The 15,606-nt window shown below is 66.7% G+C and carries 11 protein-coding genes; 3 read left to right on the forward strand and 8 right to left on the reverse strand.

Annotated features, from left to right (window positions below):
* Positions 1–42 precede the first annotated feature (42 nt).
* The gene (locus IEW85_RS09670) at positions 43–1,353 is read right to left on the reverse strand and encodes a hypothetical protein (protein ID WP_188685127.1); all 1,311 of its coding nucleotides are present in this window, start codon (positions 1,351–1,353) and stop codon (positions 43–45) included.
* Positions 1,343–4,303 (reverse strand): DEAD/DEAH box helicase, encoded by a 2,961-nt coding sequence (locus tag IEW85_RS09675; RefSeq protein ID WP_188685130.1) that lies wholly within the window; start codon positions 4,301–4,303, stop codon positions 1,343–1,345. Before IEW85_RS09675 ends, IEW85_RS09670 begins: the two co-directional genes overlap by 11 nt.
* A 34-nt stretch (positions 4,304–4,337) precedes the next feature.
* Between IEW85_RS09675 and IEW85_RS09680 the strand changes: the two genes are divergently transcribed.
* Positions 4,338–5,615 (forward strand): MFS transporter, encoded by a 1,278-nt coding sequence (locus tag IEW85_RS09680; protein WP_229658936.1) that lies wholly within the window; start codon positions 4,338–4,340, stop codon positions 5,613–5,615.
* 22 nt (positions 5,616–5,637) lie between these two features.
* Here the strand turns inward: IEW85_RS09680 and IEW85_RS09685 are convergent, their stop codons facing one another.
* On the reverse strand, positions 5,638–6,027 hold the full coding sequence (locus tag IEW85_RS09685; protein ID WP_188685134.1) for a DUF779 domain-containing protein: 390 nt from the start codon (positions 6,025–6,027) through the stop codon (positions 5,638–5,640).
* An 18-nt stretch (positions 6,028–6,045) separates the two neighbouring features.
* A complete protein-coding gene (gene adh / locus IEW85_RS09690; RefSeq protein ID WP_188685136.1) occupies positions 6,046–7,569 on the reverse strand; it encodes an aldehyde dehydrogenase in 1,524 nt (507 codons plus the stop codon).
* A gap of 194 nt (positions 7,570–7,763) precedes the next feature.
* Here adh and IEW85_RS09695 point away from each other — a divergent pair, with 194 nt between their 5' ends.
* Entirely contained in the window at positions 7,764–8,957 is a 1,194-nt protein-coding gene (locus IEW85_RS09695; protein ID WP_188685138.1) for a sigma-54-dependent transcriptional regulator family protein, read from the forward strand.
* A 92-nt stretch (positions 8,958–9,049) separates the two neighbouring features.
* Complete coding sequence (gene adhP, locus IEW85_RS09700) at positions 9,050–10,075, forward strand: alcohol dehydrogenase AdhP (protein WP_188685139.1); 1,026 nt, start codon at positions 9,050–9,052, stop codon at positions 10,073–10,075.
* On the opposite strand, the gene IEW85_RS09705 is transcribed toward adhP, so the two are convergent.
* The 4 genes from IEW85_RS09705 to IEW85_RS09720 form a co-directional block, all read right to left on the reverse strand.
* Positions 10,067–11,731, reverse strand: coding sequence for a hypothetical protein (locus IEW85_RS09705; protein WP_188685141.1), 1,665 nt, complete (start codon positions 11,729–11,731; stop codon positions 10,067–10,069). The genes adhP and IEW85_RS09705 overlap by 9 nt on opposite strands.
* The gene (locus tag IEW85_RS09710) at positions 11,728–12,384 is read right to left on the reverse strand and encodes an ABC transporter ATP-binding protein (RefSeq protein WP_188685144.1); all 657 of its coding nucleotides are present in this window, start codon (positions 12,382–12,384) and stop codon (positions 11,728–11,730) included. Before IEW85_RS09710 ends, IEW85_RS09705 begins: the two co-directional genes overlap by 4 nt.
* Positions 12,385–12,460: 76 nt before the next feature.
* Positions 12,461–13,408 carry a heme o synthase gene (locus IEW85_RS09715; protein WP_188685267.1) on the reverse strand — a complete coding sequence of 316 codons (948 nt, stop codon included), beginning with the start codon at positions 13,406–13,408 and terminating at the stop codon, positions 12,461–12,463.
* A gap of 78 nt (positions 13,409–13,486) precedes the next feature.
* The gene (locus IEW85_RS09720) at positions 13,487–15,568 is read right to left on the reverse strand and encodes a DNA gyrase/topoisomerase IV subunit B (protein ID WP_188685146.1); all 2,082 of its coding nucleotides are present in this window, start codon (positions 15,566–15,568) and stop codon (positions 13,487–13,489) included.
* Between the last annotated feature and the right edge of the window lie 38 nt (positions 15,569–15,606).

The following is a 15,606-nucleotide window of genomic DNA, read 5'->3' on the forward strand; positions in this document are numbered from 1 at the left end:
CGTGCCCTTCTGCAGCTGGTACTTCGGTGAGGCGGTGACAGTTTACTCGGCATCCCGGCGGTAGAGGACCGTGCCGTCCACGACGGTCTGCACCAGTGTGGGGAAGCTCTCGCCGTCCAGATACGGCAGCAGCGGTGTCCGTGCCCGGACGTCGGTGGACCAGGCGGCCGTGCGGGAGTCAGGGGTCTGCACCGCAAGGGAGTCCACCTCCCAGACGCCGTAGGTGGCTGCAGATCCGGGGTTCAACTGACCGCCCATGGATCCGCCGTCGGCGCCGGCGACCAGAGAGCGGTAGGCGCCGCGGACCTGGGCGTTGAAGCCGGCTCGGGCTGAGACCGGGTCCTGGTCATGATGGACATGCTCTGAGATCAGCTCCCAGGGGTTCCGACCCTGAGCCGGTGCCGCACTGGAGGGCAGCCCCACGCTCAGCGCAGTGGCCAGATGACCGGCGGTGCGGAAGATCACGTGCACCCCGGTGTTCAGCAGCTGCTCCCAGGTCTCACGGTTTTCGGCGTCGAAGCCGGCGAGCACAGTGGGAGTGGCTGGCGAGGGAGTCATCTTCTCCTCGCGCAGCCGCTGGTGGGAGGAGACCACTGCCTCTGCCAGAGCGGCGGCCCGCTCCCCCGACGCGGCAGTGCCGGAGACATCGGTGGCATCGAGGATCAGCTGGCGCTCAGCGCCGCTGGCGGTGCGACGGATCTCCAGCAGGATCTCCTCGGCCTGCTCGGCGCTGCGCCCGGCGAAGAGGTCCTCAGTGCTCACCGCAAGCGCCAGGGGCGCACCGGAGGCATCATCCAGGATCCTCATCATCTGGACCAGTTCGGTGAGGAAGCTGGAGGACCGCGGATCCTCCAGGTCGATCCCGCCCATATCGGTGACCCGCAGATGTGGGAAGACCGGCAGCGGGTGCTCCTGGGCCTCAGAGAGGACCTGCCTCAGCAGCTGCTCCACGATCCCGGGGGCGTCATAGCGGTCGAAGCTCTGCTCGCCCTGCTCGGTGTTCACGCTGAGTCCCAGGAAGGTCTCCCGGGAGATCCGCAGACCCAGACGCACGGCCCCGCAGCCCTGGGACAGGGCCTCATCCAGGGCCGGCCGGCTGTCCACCGGCTCGGCGCCGTCGAGCACCGGAGAGTCCACCCAGCCGATGAAGGCCGGGGCCACCAGCGCACGGTCCAGGTCCTGGGTCTCCGGGCTGTCCTCCGAGCTGCGCCGGGCGGTGTCCTCATCGCCGACCCAGGCCACCAGGCCGTCCTTGACCAGCATGGATTCGGCGTAGGGCTCCGTGGTGCTGTGCACGGTCCCGTTGATCAGCAGACGAGATGCCGGGCTCGCCGATGCGCTCTCAGTCGTCAATGAGGTCTTCCTCCGTCGGTCGGTAGCTCACAGAGGAGTAGGCCACCACTCCCCTGGCGATCAGGTCCACGGCCTCATGGCAGGCGGCGGACAGTTTGGCCGGTGTGTGCGGGACCTTGCCGAGCTGGTCCAGCACATCGATGCACTGCTTGGCCCAGCGCACGAAGTCTCCTGCGGCCAGCGGAGTGTCCTCCAGCGCGCTGCGCAGGCTCTGCCCCGAGGCCCAGACATACATGGGCAGGGTCAGCCCCAGCTCCGGGGCCGCCGTGGGCTCCAGGTGATGCTGCTTCTCCAGAGCCTCCAGCTCGGAATGGATCTCCAGGGCCGTGCGGGTGGCATTGCTCAGTGCCTTGGTCGGCATCACCGGCATGGCACCCTCGTCCTCGCGCTTGGCCTGATAGACCAGCAGCGTGGAGAAGGCGGCGAGCTCTTCGGCCTTCAGCTGGGAGAGCGCCCCGCGCTCCTGCAGCAGCTCGGTGAACAGGTCCCGCTCCCCGTAGATCCGGCGCAGGCGCTGCCCACGTTCAGTGACCACGAACTCCGCCTGCGACCACTCTTCGCCCACCGGCTCAGCGGTGGGCATCTGCTCGGGCTCGGCCGGCTGCAGATGACCGAGGTCGTAGAGCACGCCGGAGACCCGGTCGAAGGTCTTGGCGATGGAGCCGGTGCGACGATCGATCTTCTGCTTGAGCTGATCGGTCTCCTTCTTCAGCTTCCACCAGCGCTCGGCCCATCGGGCGTGGTCCTCACGGTCGCTGCAGCTGTGGCACGGATGACGCCGCAGCTCCGACTGCAGCTGCTCCACCTGCTCCTCTCCCCCGGAGTCCTCCACAAAGCCGAACCCGGTGGTGGGGGCATTCTTGCGCGGCGGTACACGGTCATGGACCGCCGCGCGCATGGAGGAGGCCAGGTCGCGGCGGACCTTGGGCACTTTGACCTGGGGCTTGCGCGGCAGCCGGATGCTGGAGATGACCTCCGGCGGCTGCGGGAAGTCCTCCACGGTGACGTTGCGCAGCTTGCCCTGTTCGGTGATGACTCCAGGCCGCGGATCGTGCTCCGGTGCCGTATGGACCACCAGGCAGGTGCCCAGCCGGCGCTTGCCGCCGTCGACCTCGATCACGTCACCGGGCTGGAGTGCGGCCAGCACGCGCACCAGCTCTCGACGGCGCTGACGGTTCCGCGCCTTGGCCTGGTCCTTCTGCAGGTCGTTGAGCCGACGCCGCATGGCAGCGTATTCGCCGAAGTCGCCCAGATGGCAGGCCATCGCCTCCTCGTAGCCTTTCAGCGAGGACTCGCGCTTGGCCACATCGCGGGCCAGCCCGACCACGGCCCGGTCGGCCTGAAACTGGGCGAAGGAGGACTCGAGGATGGTGCGTGCTCGGCGTCGTCCGAACTGCGCGGTCAGGTTGACCGCCATGTTGTAGCTGGGCCGGAAGCTGGAGTTCAGCGGATAGGTGCGCTTCGACGCCAGCCCTGCCACCTGACGCGGGTCCATACCCGGCTGCCAGACCACGACGGCGTGGCCCTCCACATCGATGCCGCGCCGTCCTGCGCGCCCGGTGAGCTGGGTGTACTCTCCCGGGGTGATGTCCTCATGGGACTCCCCGTTGAACTTGTCCAGCTTCTCCAGCACCACGGTGCGGGCCGGCATGTTGATGCCCAGTGCGAGGGTCTCCGTGGCGAAGACGACCTTCAGCAGCCCCTCGGCGAAGAGCTCCTCCACGAGCTCCTTGAAGGGCGGCAGCATGCCGGCATGGTGAGAGGCCACACCGTTGATCAGGGCTTCGCGGAAGCTGTCGAAGCCCAACACCGCCAGGTCCTCGGCCGGCAGCTCCCAGCCCATGGCCTCCACGCGGGAGGCGATCTCCTGGGCCTGCTCACGGGTGGTCAGGCGCAGATCGGCGTGCAGACACTGCTCCACGGCGGCCTCGCAGCCGGCGCGGGAAAAGATGAAGGTGATGCAGGGCAGCAGGCCGTCGCGGTCCAGCGCCCGGATCATCTTGGGACGGTTCAGCCGGGGGCGTCCCGCCGGTGAGCCGGAGATCTTGGAGACCTCTCCCTGGCCCCCGCGTCCGCGATGGGGGCTGCTGCGGTGGTCCCTGCGACCGCGACCGCGGGAACGGTGCCCACCGGAGCGCCGCGAGGGCGGCCCGGAGTTCTGCAGGGTCATCCGCTGCAGCTCGGGGTTGACCATGGATTTCTGCTCGGTGTGCGGACCGCCTGAGCGGCGGCTGGCCTCACCATCCTCCTCGGCGATGAAGAGGTCGTAGAGCTCGTGGTCGAAGAGCATGTGCTGCCAGAGCGGAACCGGGCGGTGCTCGGAGACCACCACCGCGGTCTCCCCGCGCACAGTGTCCAGCCAGGCGCCGAACTCCTCAGCGTTGGAGACGGTGGCTGACAGGGCGACCAGCTGCACGTGTTCGGGTAGGTGAATGATGACCTCTTCCCAGACGGCGCCGCGGAAGCGGTCGGCCAGGTAGTGGACCTCATCCATGACCACATAACCCAGATCCGCCAGCGTGGCGGCGTCCTGGTAGAGCATATTGCGCAGGACCTCAGTGGTCATGACCACCACCTGCGCCTCCGAGTTGATGGAGGTGTCTCCGGTCAGCAGGCCCACACGGTCGGAGCCGTACTCCTCCACCAGCTCCTGGTACTTCTGGTTGGAGAGCGCCTTGATCGGCGTGGTGTAGAAGGTCTTGCGCCCCTGGGCGATGCCCAGGTGTACGGCGAACTCACCCACGATGGTCTTGCCGGCCCCGGTGGGTGCGGCCACCAGCACGGCCTGCCCAGATTCGAGATGTCGGCAGGCCTGCAGCTGGAACTCATCGAGATCGAAGGCCTGCTGGGCACGGAAGGCGCCGAGCTCAGTGGCAGCCTCGGCCGCCCGCTGACGTGCGGCCGCGTACCGTTCGGCAGGAGAACGCTGCTCCTCGTCCGGAGAACTCATAGGCTCCAGCCTAATGCCTATAGGATGGCTCGTTGTGCCGTCCCCACCGAGCCGTCAGCCGATCTTCCCGCTCAGGACTGTGGTCCTCGGGGCGCTGATCCCAGCCTTCGTCTTCAGCGCAGGCCTCGGCGCGATCCTGCCGATCATCGCTCCCTTCGCCGTGGAGCAGGGCGCCTCCCTGGCGGCCGCCGGTCTGATCGCTGCCATGCTGCCGGTGGGCCAGATCCTGGCCGACCTCCCCGCCGGAGCACTGGCCTCCAGACTGGGCGACCGGGCGGCGATGCTGCTGGCCGGCTCCCTGGCGGGACTGGCTTTCCTGGCGGCGGCCCTCTCGCCTTCGCTGATCACCCTGGGCACGGCCATCCTGCTGGTGGGTGCCGCCAATGCGGTGTTCCAGCTGGCGCGGCACTCCTATCTCACTGTGGTCACACCGGCCACCCAGCGGGCACGCGTGCTCTCCACACTCGGCGGGGTGCACCGCATCGGCCAGTTCGTCGGCCCCTTCCTGGGTGCCCTGGTGACCCTGGGCGGGGACACCCGCGGCGTCTTCCTGGTGGCCGTGGCCACCTCCGCGGCGGCCACAGTCACCGTGCTGCTGGCCCGCCCCCAACAGAAGGCCCAGCCCCAGCAGAAGGCTGAGGCCGCCGCCCACGCAGAGCTCGACGCCGACGCCGCCCGCTCCCCTGCCGCCAAGCCCACTCTGTTGGGCATCCTGGTCGAACACCGCCGGATGTTCCTGACCCTCGGGACGGTTGCACTGCTGGTGGGCATCATCCGCGGTGCCCGGCAGCAGGTGATCCCCCTGTGGGGCGAGCACATCGGGTTGGACCCCACTACCATCTCGCTGATCTTCGGTCTGGCCGGAGGCATCGACATGCTGCTCTTCTACCCCGCGGGCAAGGTCATGGATCGCTTCGGGCGGCTGTGGCTGGGGGTGCCGGCCATGGTGCTGCTGGGCATCACCATGGCTCTGATCCCCGTCACAGCCACCGTCTCCGGGCTGGCGATCGTCGGTGTCCTGCTGGGCTTCGCCAATGGACTGGGCTCGGGGATCATGATGACCATCTCCTCAGATGTCTCCCCGGAGATCGGCCGCCCGCAGTTCCTGGGCATCTGGCGCCTGCTCACTGATATCGGCATGGGCGCCGGTCCGCTGATCCTCTCCGGCGGCGCGGCCCTGGGCTCCCTGGCCGTGGGGGTCTGGGTGGCCGCGGCCATGGGCCCGCTGTCCTCCGCCGGGATGCAGCGCTGGCTGTCCCGGTACTCCGACCATGCCAACCGGACCACCCGGCGTCGGGCCGGGCTGCTCTGAACTGCTGCGTGTCAGCTGCGGCTCAGCCGGTGCGCACCGGACTCAGCTCCGCGGCCTCCTCATCGGTGAACAGTCGGGAGCGGACGATGAACCGGTGACCGGTGGGCCCTTCGATGCTGAACCCGGCGCCGCGCCCCTGGGTCACATCGATGGTGATGTGCGTGTGGGACCAGTATTCGAACTGCGCTCGGGAGATCCATACCGGCACCGGCTCGGGCGTGCCGGGCTCGAGCTCGCCGAGCAGCACATCGGCCGGGCCGGTCATGAAGGTGCCCTGGGTGTAGCACATGGGCGCCGAACCGTCGCAGCAGCCCCCAGACTGATGGAACATCAGCGGCTGTCCGTGGTCCTCGCGCAGGGTGCGCAGCAGGGCAGCGGCTTTCCCCGTGATGGCGACTCGTTCGGCACTCATGCTTTCCTCCTCAAAGGCCTAGAAGAATCCCAGCTTGTCCTCGGAATAGCTGACCAGCAGGTTTTTGGTCTGTTGGTAGTGGTCCAGCATCATCCGGTGGTTCTCCCGCCCGATGCCGGACTGCTTGTAGCCTCCGAAGGCCGCGTGGGCCGGATACTGGTGGTAGCAGTTGGTCCAGACGCGGCCGGCCTGGATCTCGCGGCCAGCACGATAGGCGGTGTTTCCGCTGCGGGACCAGACTCCCGCTCCGAGCCCGTAGAGGGTGTCGTTAGCCACTGAGATGGCATCCTCATAGGTGTCGAAGCCGGTCACAGAGACCACCGGACCGAAGATCTCCTCCTGGAAGATGCGCATGCTGTTGTCCCCGCGGAAGATCGTCGGGGCCACGTAGTAGCCCTCGGAGAGACCTTCTCCCGGATCCATCCGCTGCCCACCGGTGAGGACCTGGGCGCCTTCCTTCTGTCCGATGTCCAGATAGGAGAGGATCTTTTCCAGCTGGTCGTTGCTGGCCTGGGCTCCCACCTGGGTCTCGGTGTCCAGCGGATTGCCCTGCTTCATCGCTAGGGTCCGTTCGACGGCGGCGTCGAGGAAGTCGTCGATGATGCTGTTCTGGATCAGCGCGCGTGATGGACTGGTGCAGACCTCACCCTGGTTCAGCGCGAACATCGCGAAGCCTTCCAGCGACTTGTCGTAGAAGGCGTCGTCAGCGGCGGCTACATCCTCGAAGAAGATGTTGGGGCTCTTCCCACCCAGCTCCAGAGTCACCGGTATGAGGTTCTGCGAGGCGTACTGCATGATCAGCCGGCCGGTGGTCGTCTCTCCGGTGAAGGCGATCTTTTTGATGCGTGGGCTGGATGCCAGTGGGGCCCCAGCCTCTGCGCCGAAGCCGTTGACGATGTTGAGCACCCCATCGGGGAGCAGGTCCCCGATCAGCTCCGCCAGCACCATGATGGAGGCCGGTGTCTGCTCTGCCGGTTTGAGGACGACGGCGTTGCCCGCTACCAGGGCGGGGGCCAGCTTCCAGACAGCCATCAGGAGTGGGAAGTTCCACGGGATGATCTGTCCCACCACACCGAGGGGCTCGTGGAAGTGGTAGGCGACGGTATCACCGTCGATTTCGCTGATCCCGCCTTCCTGGGCCCGGATTGCTCCGGCGAAATAGCGGAAGTGATCCACTGCCAACGGGAGATCCGCGGCGAGGGTCTCGCGCACAGGTTTGCCGTTCTCCCAGGTCTCGGCGACCGCCAGCATCTCGAGGTTCTCCTCGATGCGGTCCGCGATCCGGGTCAGGACGACAGCACGTTCGGCGACCGAGGTGCTGCCCCAGGCCGGAGCCGCGGCATGGGCGGCGTCGAGCGCGGCGTCGATATCCTCTGCGGTGGAGCGTGCGACTTCGGTGAAGACCTTGCCGTTGACCGGTGAGGGATTCTCGAAGTATTGCCCCTTCACGGGGGCGACCCATTGTCCACCGATGTAGTTGTCATAGCGGGACCGGTAGCTGACGATGCTGCCCTCAGTGCCGGGCTGTGCGTAGACGCTCATCATGACTCCTCTTGATGGTCGAAGCAATCCTTGGAAGTGATACGTATCACTTAAGAGAACCATAGGGCCCAACGCGTTGCATAGACGTTGCACCGGCTTGCTGCCTCGCCGGTGTGAGCGAGAAGTCGTGACATGCACAGGAGTGCACTCTACTCTGTGATGCAGAACACGTCGCGATGACCGGAAGGAGCGCCATGACAGCACTCCCGGATGAGCCCCGGACCTGGGGCAGGCTCTCTCCCGACCTGCAAGCATCATGGCGGCGCTCAGCCGGCTACCTTGCGAACCCTGCTGCCGCCACGGCACCGATCGACTTGGGCGAGAACGATCTGGCCGCCTACCTGGAGGAACATCCGCTTCGCCTGGTGCTGCCCGTCTTCCGCCGGCTGCTCATCGAACCAGCCGCCGACGCAGGTCTGATCACAGCCATCGGTGACGCCCAGGGGCGTCTTCTCTGGGTCGACGGCGCCCGGCCCACCCTCCGGCGGGCTGAGGGATCCGCCTTTCAGCCCGGTGCCAATTGGTCCGAGGACGCCATCGGAACCTCGGCACCGGGACTGGCCCTCGCGACCCGGCGTGGCGCTCAGGTTCACCAGGAGGAACACTTCGCCTCCTCCGCGCACCACTTCTCCTGCTCCGCTGCCCCCATCCACGATCCGCACACAGGGAATCTGCTCGGGATGGTCGATCTGACCGGCGGACCGGAGGCTGTTGCCACCCACTCGCTGCCCCTGATCTGCGCTGCGATCTCGGCCGCGGAAGCCGAGCTGAAGGTGCTGCCGGCCCGCAGTTCCAATCCGCAGCTCACCGTGTTGGGAACTGCGGCCCCCCCGCTGATCTCAGCCGGCCGGCGCGTCCGCCTGACCCTGCGTCAGGCCGAACTGCTGATGCTGCTGGCCTGGGAGGCGTACACCGGCGGTCCGGAGACAGGCCTGAACGCCGGGGAGCTCGCAGCACAGCTCTACGGCGAGACCGGACACGAGGTGACACTCCGGGCAGAGATCCTCCGGCTCCGCCGCGTGCTCGACTCAACACCTATCGAAGGCCTTCAGGTCCTCAGCAGGCCATACCGCCTCACTCCTGCCCCGGAAGTCGACGCCGTCCGGTGCGCCCGCGCCCTCACCGCCGGTGATCGATCCGCCGCCCTGGATCTCTACGGCGGACATGTCCTTCCCCCATCCGAGGCTCCCGGGGTTCTGCGCATCAGACATCAGCTGTCCGTTCTGCTGCGCGAGTCTGTGCTCTCAGACGGGTCAGGCCAGGAGCTCTGGCGCTACCTGCAGCTGCCAGAGACAGCTGGGGACGAAGACGCCGTCTACACCGCTCTACGTACTCTGCCGGCAGACTCTCCCCAGCGTGCGGCGCTGGTCGCCCGCATGCAACGTTGATGCAACGGCCAGCTCAGTAGCTTCGGAGTACACCGCACTCAGACGGTGTGGGCACCGATCAGAAACACATCAGCTGTGACGAAGGAGTCACCATGAGCACTATGACAGCCGCCGTCGTCGAAGACTTCGGCAAAGACTTGGCAGTGACCGACTACCCCCGTCCCGCACCGGGGCCGGGTCAGGTCCTGGTGAAGCTCATCGCTTCAGGGGTATGTCACACCGACCTCCACGCCGCTGAAGGGGACTGGCCGGTCAAGCCCGCGCCACCGTTCGTCCCCGGACACGAGGGCGTCGGTGTCGTCGAAGAGCTCGGTGAGGGGGTGACGAACCTCGAGGTGGGCCAGATGGTGGGCAACGCCTGGCTGTGGAGCGCCTGCGGAACCTGCGAACACTGCCGCACCGGCTGGGAGACGCTCTGCGAGGCGCAGACCAACGGCGGCTATTCCGTGGACGGATCCTTCGGCGAGTACATGCTGGTGGACGCGGCCTTCGCGGCAGCCATCCCAGAAGGATCCGACCCGCATGAGATCGCTCCGGTCCTCTGCGCCGGCGTCACCGTCTACAAGGGACTGAAGATGACGGGTGTCCGACCTGGGCAGTGGGTGGTCATCTCAGGGATCGGCGGTCTGGGGCACATCGCAGTCCAGTATGCCGTCGCGATGGGGATGCGGGTGGTCGCCGTCGACGTGGCCGATGACAAGCTCGCACTGGCTGAACGTCACGGAGCCGACATCACGCTGAACGCCCAGGGCCGGGATCCTGCTCAGGAGATCAGCGAGAGGACCGGCGGTGCCCACGGCGTGCTCGTGACCGCAGTCCATCCCTCCGCCTTCGGCCAGGCCATCTCGATGACCCGCCGCGGCGGGACCATCGTCTTCAACGGGCTGCCGCCGGGAGACTTCCCCGCCCCGATCTTCGACATCGTGCTGAAGGGCCTGACCATCCGTGGCTCCATCGTGGGAACGCGCCAGGACATGGTCGAGGCGCTGGACTTCTACTCCCGGGGGCTGATCCGCCCGACCTTCTCCAAGCGTCCGCTGGGCGACATCAATGCCGTCTTCGATGAGATGCAGCACGGGAAGATCGACGGACGGGTGGTCATCGACTACTCAGCGTGAGTCCTCGTGCTCCATGAAGCGGCTCCGGGGTGCTCCTGTGCTCCAGGCCTGCCCGGTCCGGCTCCATCCGGTCGCCACGGCCACCGCAAGACAGGCGGCTGAGGTGAGCAGGAGGGCCCACCAGGCCCACGGAAGCAGGAGCATCCCCAGCGCCGCTGTCAGAGAGACCACGAGGCCCTCGGCCACCCAGAACAACACCTTCAACCCGGAGAGATCGCCAAAGGGAGTGGGAATCGGGACCAGCGAGTCCAGGGGCATCTGACGGTCTCGCATGGTCTGCATGAAGCGCGCGGACAGAACGATGCCGGCCAGTACCGCGCTCCATCCGATCGTGGTGCCTGAGTGCTTCCCGAACCACCACGAGGCTGTCTGTGCGGCAAGATGCCCGAGCCCGACAGCGACAAGGCCTGCCGCGCAGGGCCAGGCCAGCCTCCGCAGCGTTGCTTGCCGAGCCGCCCATCCGAAGAGTGGGGCGGCGTCGAATTCGTCTTTGAGGCTGCGCCAACCATCGGCGACGGCCCCGCTGCCGAGGTGCAGCAGAGCCGTGCCGAGCAGAGTGGCCGGCACGAGGATCAGCAGGAGGTCCTCCTCCTGAGCGCTCCCGGGACCCGCTGCGCCGAGGCACAGACTGACCAGCAGGACCCCGAGCACCATCGATGAGAACCCCAGCACCAGCCGCCGCGGGGTCCGAGTCGCTGCCGCCAGATCAGCGACGAAACCGCTGAAGGCGCCCCTCAGCCCGGTTGCCGGCCCCCGGACTGCCCAGCGCATCAGCGCGTGACCACGGTGCCGGGGCCTGTCACGAAAGAGCTCTGCGGCGTCGTCGAAGCTGCCGGTGGAGCTGTAGAGCCGCGCATGGGCTGTTCGCCTGCTCTGGGCGATCAGCGTCCGCGCAGGCATGCCGCCCAATGCAGATGGGATCAGCATCATCAGCGCCACCCCGACGACGGCGACCGCTCCGGAGACTGCCAGCGCGGCACCCAAGGCCTGCTCCGTCCAGAGAAGAGCGAACCAACCACCGGGCGAGAACCAGATGGCTGTCGGGACTGCCAGGGGTGCTGCGGCGCAGATCGTGAGCATCAGAAAGACGAGCAGGGCGGCGACCGTTCGCCGAGGCGCAGCGGCCCACCGCTGACCCAGGAACCAGAAGAGTCCACAGTGAAAACCGGTGAAGAGCGAACCGGACAGCAGGAGCCAGAAGTGACCAGGGCCCCATACGCCTGTCTGCAGTACGGAGAAGCCCGCGATAGCGGTGGCTCCGACGACCGCCGCAGCCACTGAGGTCATCATGCCGAGGGTCGGCCGGAGGAGCACTCTGCGGCGCTCGAAGTCGCCGGAGAGCAGGGTGTGCGCCAAGAAGGGCGTGAGATATGCCGGGCCCTGCCCCGTGCCGAGCAGGAAGCCGAGCGCGCTGAGGAGGCAGAGCACGGCATTGATCACCATCAGAGCCCCGTCACCGGTGAGCGCCGTGGCCGTGGCCGCGTCCAGGGAGGTTCCGATGAGGTACGCCGTAGGCACCACATAGATGCCCAGCAACAGGGCAATCACGTAGAGGAGGAACCAACGGCCCGTGGCCTCGGTGGCCTCCTGCCTGCGTGAGTAGATATGCCGGACGGTCCGCAGTCGATCGGACTCGGTGCGCGCAGGCCCGTTCATCGACTGCCCACAGGACCGAGATTCAGTTGCCCGTCACACCGCTCGATGATCTCTGCCCGGTGCGTGGCAGTGACCACCAAGGCCCCAGCGGATGCTCGCTCTTCCAACACCGAGATCACTTCCTCCACCCGTTGCTCGTCGAGATGGCGCTCTGGCTCATCGAACAGGAGGAGTCCCCCAGGACGGCTCAAAGTGAGCGCCACTGTGAAGAGCTGGAGCTGGCCGGCCGAGAGCTCGTGCGGGAAGCGGCCCGCCAGCTGAGGGATCGTGAGACGGTCCAGCAGCTCATCATCAGCCTGCTCTGCCCGATCCGCCCTCGCACCCCAGGACGAGGCGACCAGAGTCAGCTGCTCGGAGAGCGTCATATCCCGTGCCATCGGAGGAGTATCGATGAGGGAGGCCACCTCCGCGCGGAAGGTCGGATCATGTTCAGAAGGGGGCCCGGTGAAGCCATCCTCTCTGGAGGCATAGAACATGCAGCTCCCGTGTGTGGGACGCATCCGCCCTGCCAGCGTCTTCAGGAGCGTGGTCTTGCCCGTGCCGTTGGCACCGGTCAGCGCTACGACGCCGGGGCCGGAGAGTTCAGCAGAGACGGCAGGGAGTAGGAGCGCGTCCTCCACTGAGACGCTGAGAGCTTCACAGAGAATGCGCATTCCGCCACGCTAACACTGGCAATATGCGGCGGAATCCTCCATGAGGATGACCTTCGGGAGCTGCTGAGGAGGCTGCTCAGCCCATCAGGGGCGAGCCGATGAACGGATCGATCCAGAGGCCGAAGAACAGCAGCGTCAGGTACATGATGGACAGATGGAAGACCTTCATGGCCTTCTTGTCGGTCAGCGTCTCGTTCTGCGCCTGACGGTGGAGCACATGAGACTCGTAGACGAACCATGCTCCGGCGATGAGGGCCACGGCGGTGTAGGTGATGCCGGCCCAACCCATGGGGATCAGCAGCAGAGAGCAGACTACAGTGGCCCAGGCGTAGAGCACCACCTGGACCGAGACGGTCTTGGCGGTGGCAATGGCTCCCAGCATGGGGACGTCCGCCAGCTGATAGTCCGTCCGGTATTTCATGGACAGTGGCCAGTAGTGCGGCGGAGTCCAGAGGAAGATGACGGTGAAGAGCACCAGCGCCGGCCACTCCACAGCCTCACGGACTGCGGCCCACGCAATGAGCACCGGGAAGCAGCCGGCGATCCCGCCCCAGATGATGTTCTGCTCGGTGCGGCGTTTGAGGATCATCGTGTAGACGACCACGTAGAAGAAGATCGCCCCAGCGCCTAGTGCAGTGGCCAGCGGGTTGGTGCCGAACCAGAGGACCGCCATGGAGAACAGGCCCAGCAGCCAGGCGAAGACCAGAGCTTCCCGTGGACTCAGCTCACCGGTGACCAGGGGCCGCTTCTTGGTGCGGTTCATCAGCTTGTCCATATCGCGGTCGATATAGCAGTTGAACGCACCTGCGGATCCTGCGGCTGCGGCGCCGCCGATCACCGTGGCCAGGGCGACCCAGGGGTTGGGCAAGCCGCCCTGGGCGAAGAACATGGTGGGCAATGCTGTGACGATCAGCAGCTCCATCACACGGGGCTTCGTCAGCGAGACATAGGCTGCGGCTTTGCGTCTGATACCGATGCGCGAGGAATCCTCCGGGGCATCGGTATCAGGGGTGCGAGTGCTCAGATCGGTCACTTGACCAGTGTACCTTTTCTACGCCCCGTAGAAGAACGTACACGCGCAGATCTCTCCGCCCACGACGCCTCAGGCGTCGATCCGCTCCTTGTCCAGCGCCTTGGAGCCCTCGATGATGAAATCCTTGCGCGGAGCGACCACCGAGCCCATGAGTAGGTCGAAGACCCGCTCGGCCGCCTCGGCGTCCTCCACCCGGATCCGACGCAGCGACCGGTAGGCAGGGTCCATCGTGGTCTCGGAGAGCTGGTCGGCATCCATCTCACCCAGACCCTTGTAGCGCTGGATGGGCTCTTTATAGCGCAGCCCCTTGCTCTCCAGATCGGCCAGCAGGTGGTTCAGCTCCGCCTCGGAGTAGGTGTAGCGGATCTCGTTGGCCTTGCGCCCGGAGTGGATGACCTCCACCCGGTGCAGCGGCGGCACGGCCGCGAAGACCCGGCCCGCCTCGATCATCGGGCGCATATAGCGGAAGAACAGGGTCAGCAGCAGCGTGCGGATATGGGCGCCGTCCACATCGGCGTCGGTCATCAGGACCACTTTGCCGTAGCGCGCTGCCTCCAGATCGAAGCTGCGGCCGGAGCCGGCGCCGATGACCTGCAGCAGTGCGGCGCACTCGGCGTTGGAGAGCATATCCGCGATGGAGGCCTTCTGGACGTTGAGGATCTTGCCGCGGATGGGCAGCAGCGCCTGATAGTCCGAGGAGCGGGCCAGCTTGGCGGTGCCCAGTGCGGAGTCGCCCTCCACGATGAACAGCTCGGTGTCCTCCACGCCCTTGGAGCGGCACTCCACCAGCTTGGCCGGCATCGAGGAGTTCTCCAGCGCGTTCTTCCGCCGCTGAGTCTCCTTATGCTGACGGGCCGAGATCCGAGACTTCATCTCGGCCACGACCTTCTCCATCAGCGTGGTGGCCTGCTGCTTATCGGCGCGCTTGGTGGAGTTCAGCCGCGCCTCCAGCTCCTTGCTGACCACCTTGGTCACGATCTGACGTGCCGCGGGCGTGCCGAGGATCTCCTTGGTCTGGCCCTCGAACTGCGGCTCAGCGATGCGCACGGTGACCACAGCGGTCAGACCGGCGAGGACATCGTCCTTCTCCACCTTGTCGTTGCCGGCCTTGAGCTTACGGGCGTTGGCCTCCACCGACTTGCGCAGGGTCTTGAGCAGCGCCTGCTCGAAGCCGGACATATGCGTGCCGCCCTTGGGGGTGGCGATGATGTTCACGAAGCTCCGCACTGTGGCCTCATAGCCGGTCCCCCAGCGCAGCGCGATGTCCACCTCGCAGTCGCGTTCGACGTCCTGCATCTGGGACTTTCCGTCATCCTCCAGGACGGGGATGCGCTCGGTGAAGCCGCCGTGGCCCTGGATGCGCCAGATGTCTGTGACGCCGGCGTCGGGGGTCAGGTGGTCCACGAACTCGCTGATGCCGCCGTCGAACTGGAAGACCTCCTCCACGGCCTCGGTGCCGCGCTCGTCACGGATGGTGATGCGCAGCCCGGGCACCAGGAAGGCGGTCTGACGTGCACGGTTGACCAGCTCCTCATCGTCGAAGCGGGCGTCCGGGGTGAAGATGTGGCGGTCGGCCCAGTAGCGGATGGTGGTGCCGGTGACTCCGCGTTTGGCCTTGCCGACCGCTTCCAGCGGTGAGCCCTTCTCGGCCGGGCTGAACTCGGCGTCGGGGGTGGCGCGACTTCCGGCGAAGGTGCCTGGCTCGCCCCTGCGGAAGGAGAGCTGGTGGACCTTGCCGCCGCGGGTGACCTTGGCATCCAGGCGTGCCGAGAGTGCGTTGACCACTGAGGCGCCGACGCCGTGCAGGCCGCCCACAGCGTTGTAGGAGCCCCCGCCGAACTTTCCGCCGGCGTGCAGCTTGGTGAAGACCACTTCCAGGCCGGAGAGGCCGGTGCGAGGCTCGACGTCGACGGGGATGCCTCGCCCGTCGTCGGAGACCTCCACCGAGTCATCGGGGTGGAGGGTGATCGAGATGGTGGAGGCGTAGCCGGCCAAGGCCTCGTCGACTGAGTTGTCGATGATCTCCCAGAGGCAGTGCATGAGCCCTCGGGAGTCGGTGGACCCGATGTACATGCCCGGCCGCTTGCGCACGGCTTCCAGGCCTTCGAGCACCGACAGATGACGGGCATCGTATTCGGAACGCTGCGCCACGAATCTCCTCCTGCATATAGCCGAACCTGTCCAGCGTA

The organism is Nesterenkonia cremea (assembly GCF_014642675.1).
In the GTDB taxonomy this organism is placed as follows: domain Bacteria; phylum Actinomycetota; class Actinomycetes; order Actinomycetales; family Micrococcaceae; genus Nesterenkonia; species Nesterenkonia cremea.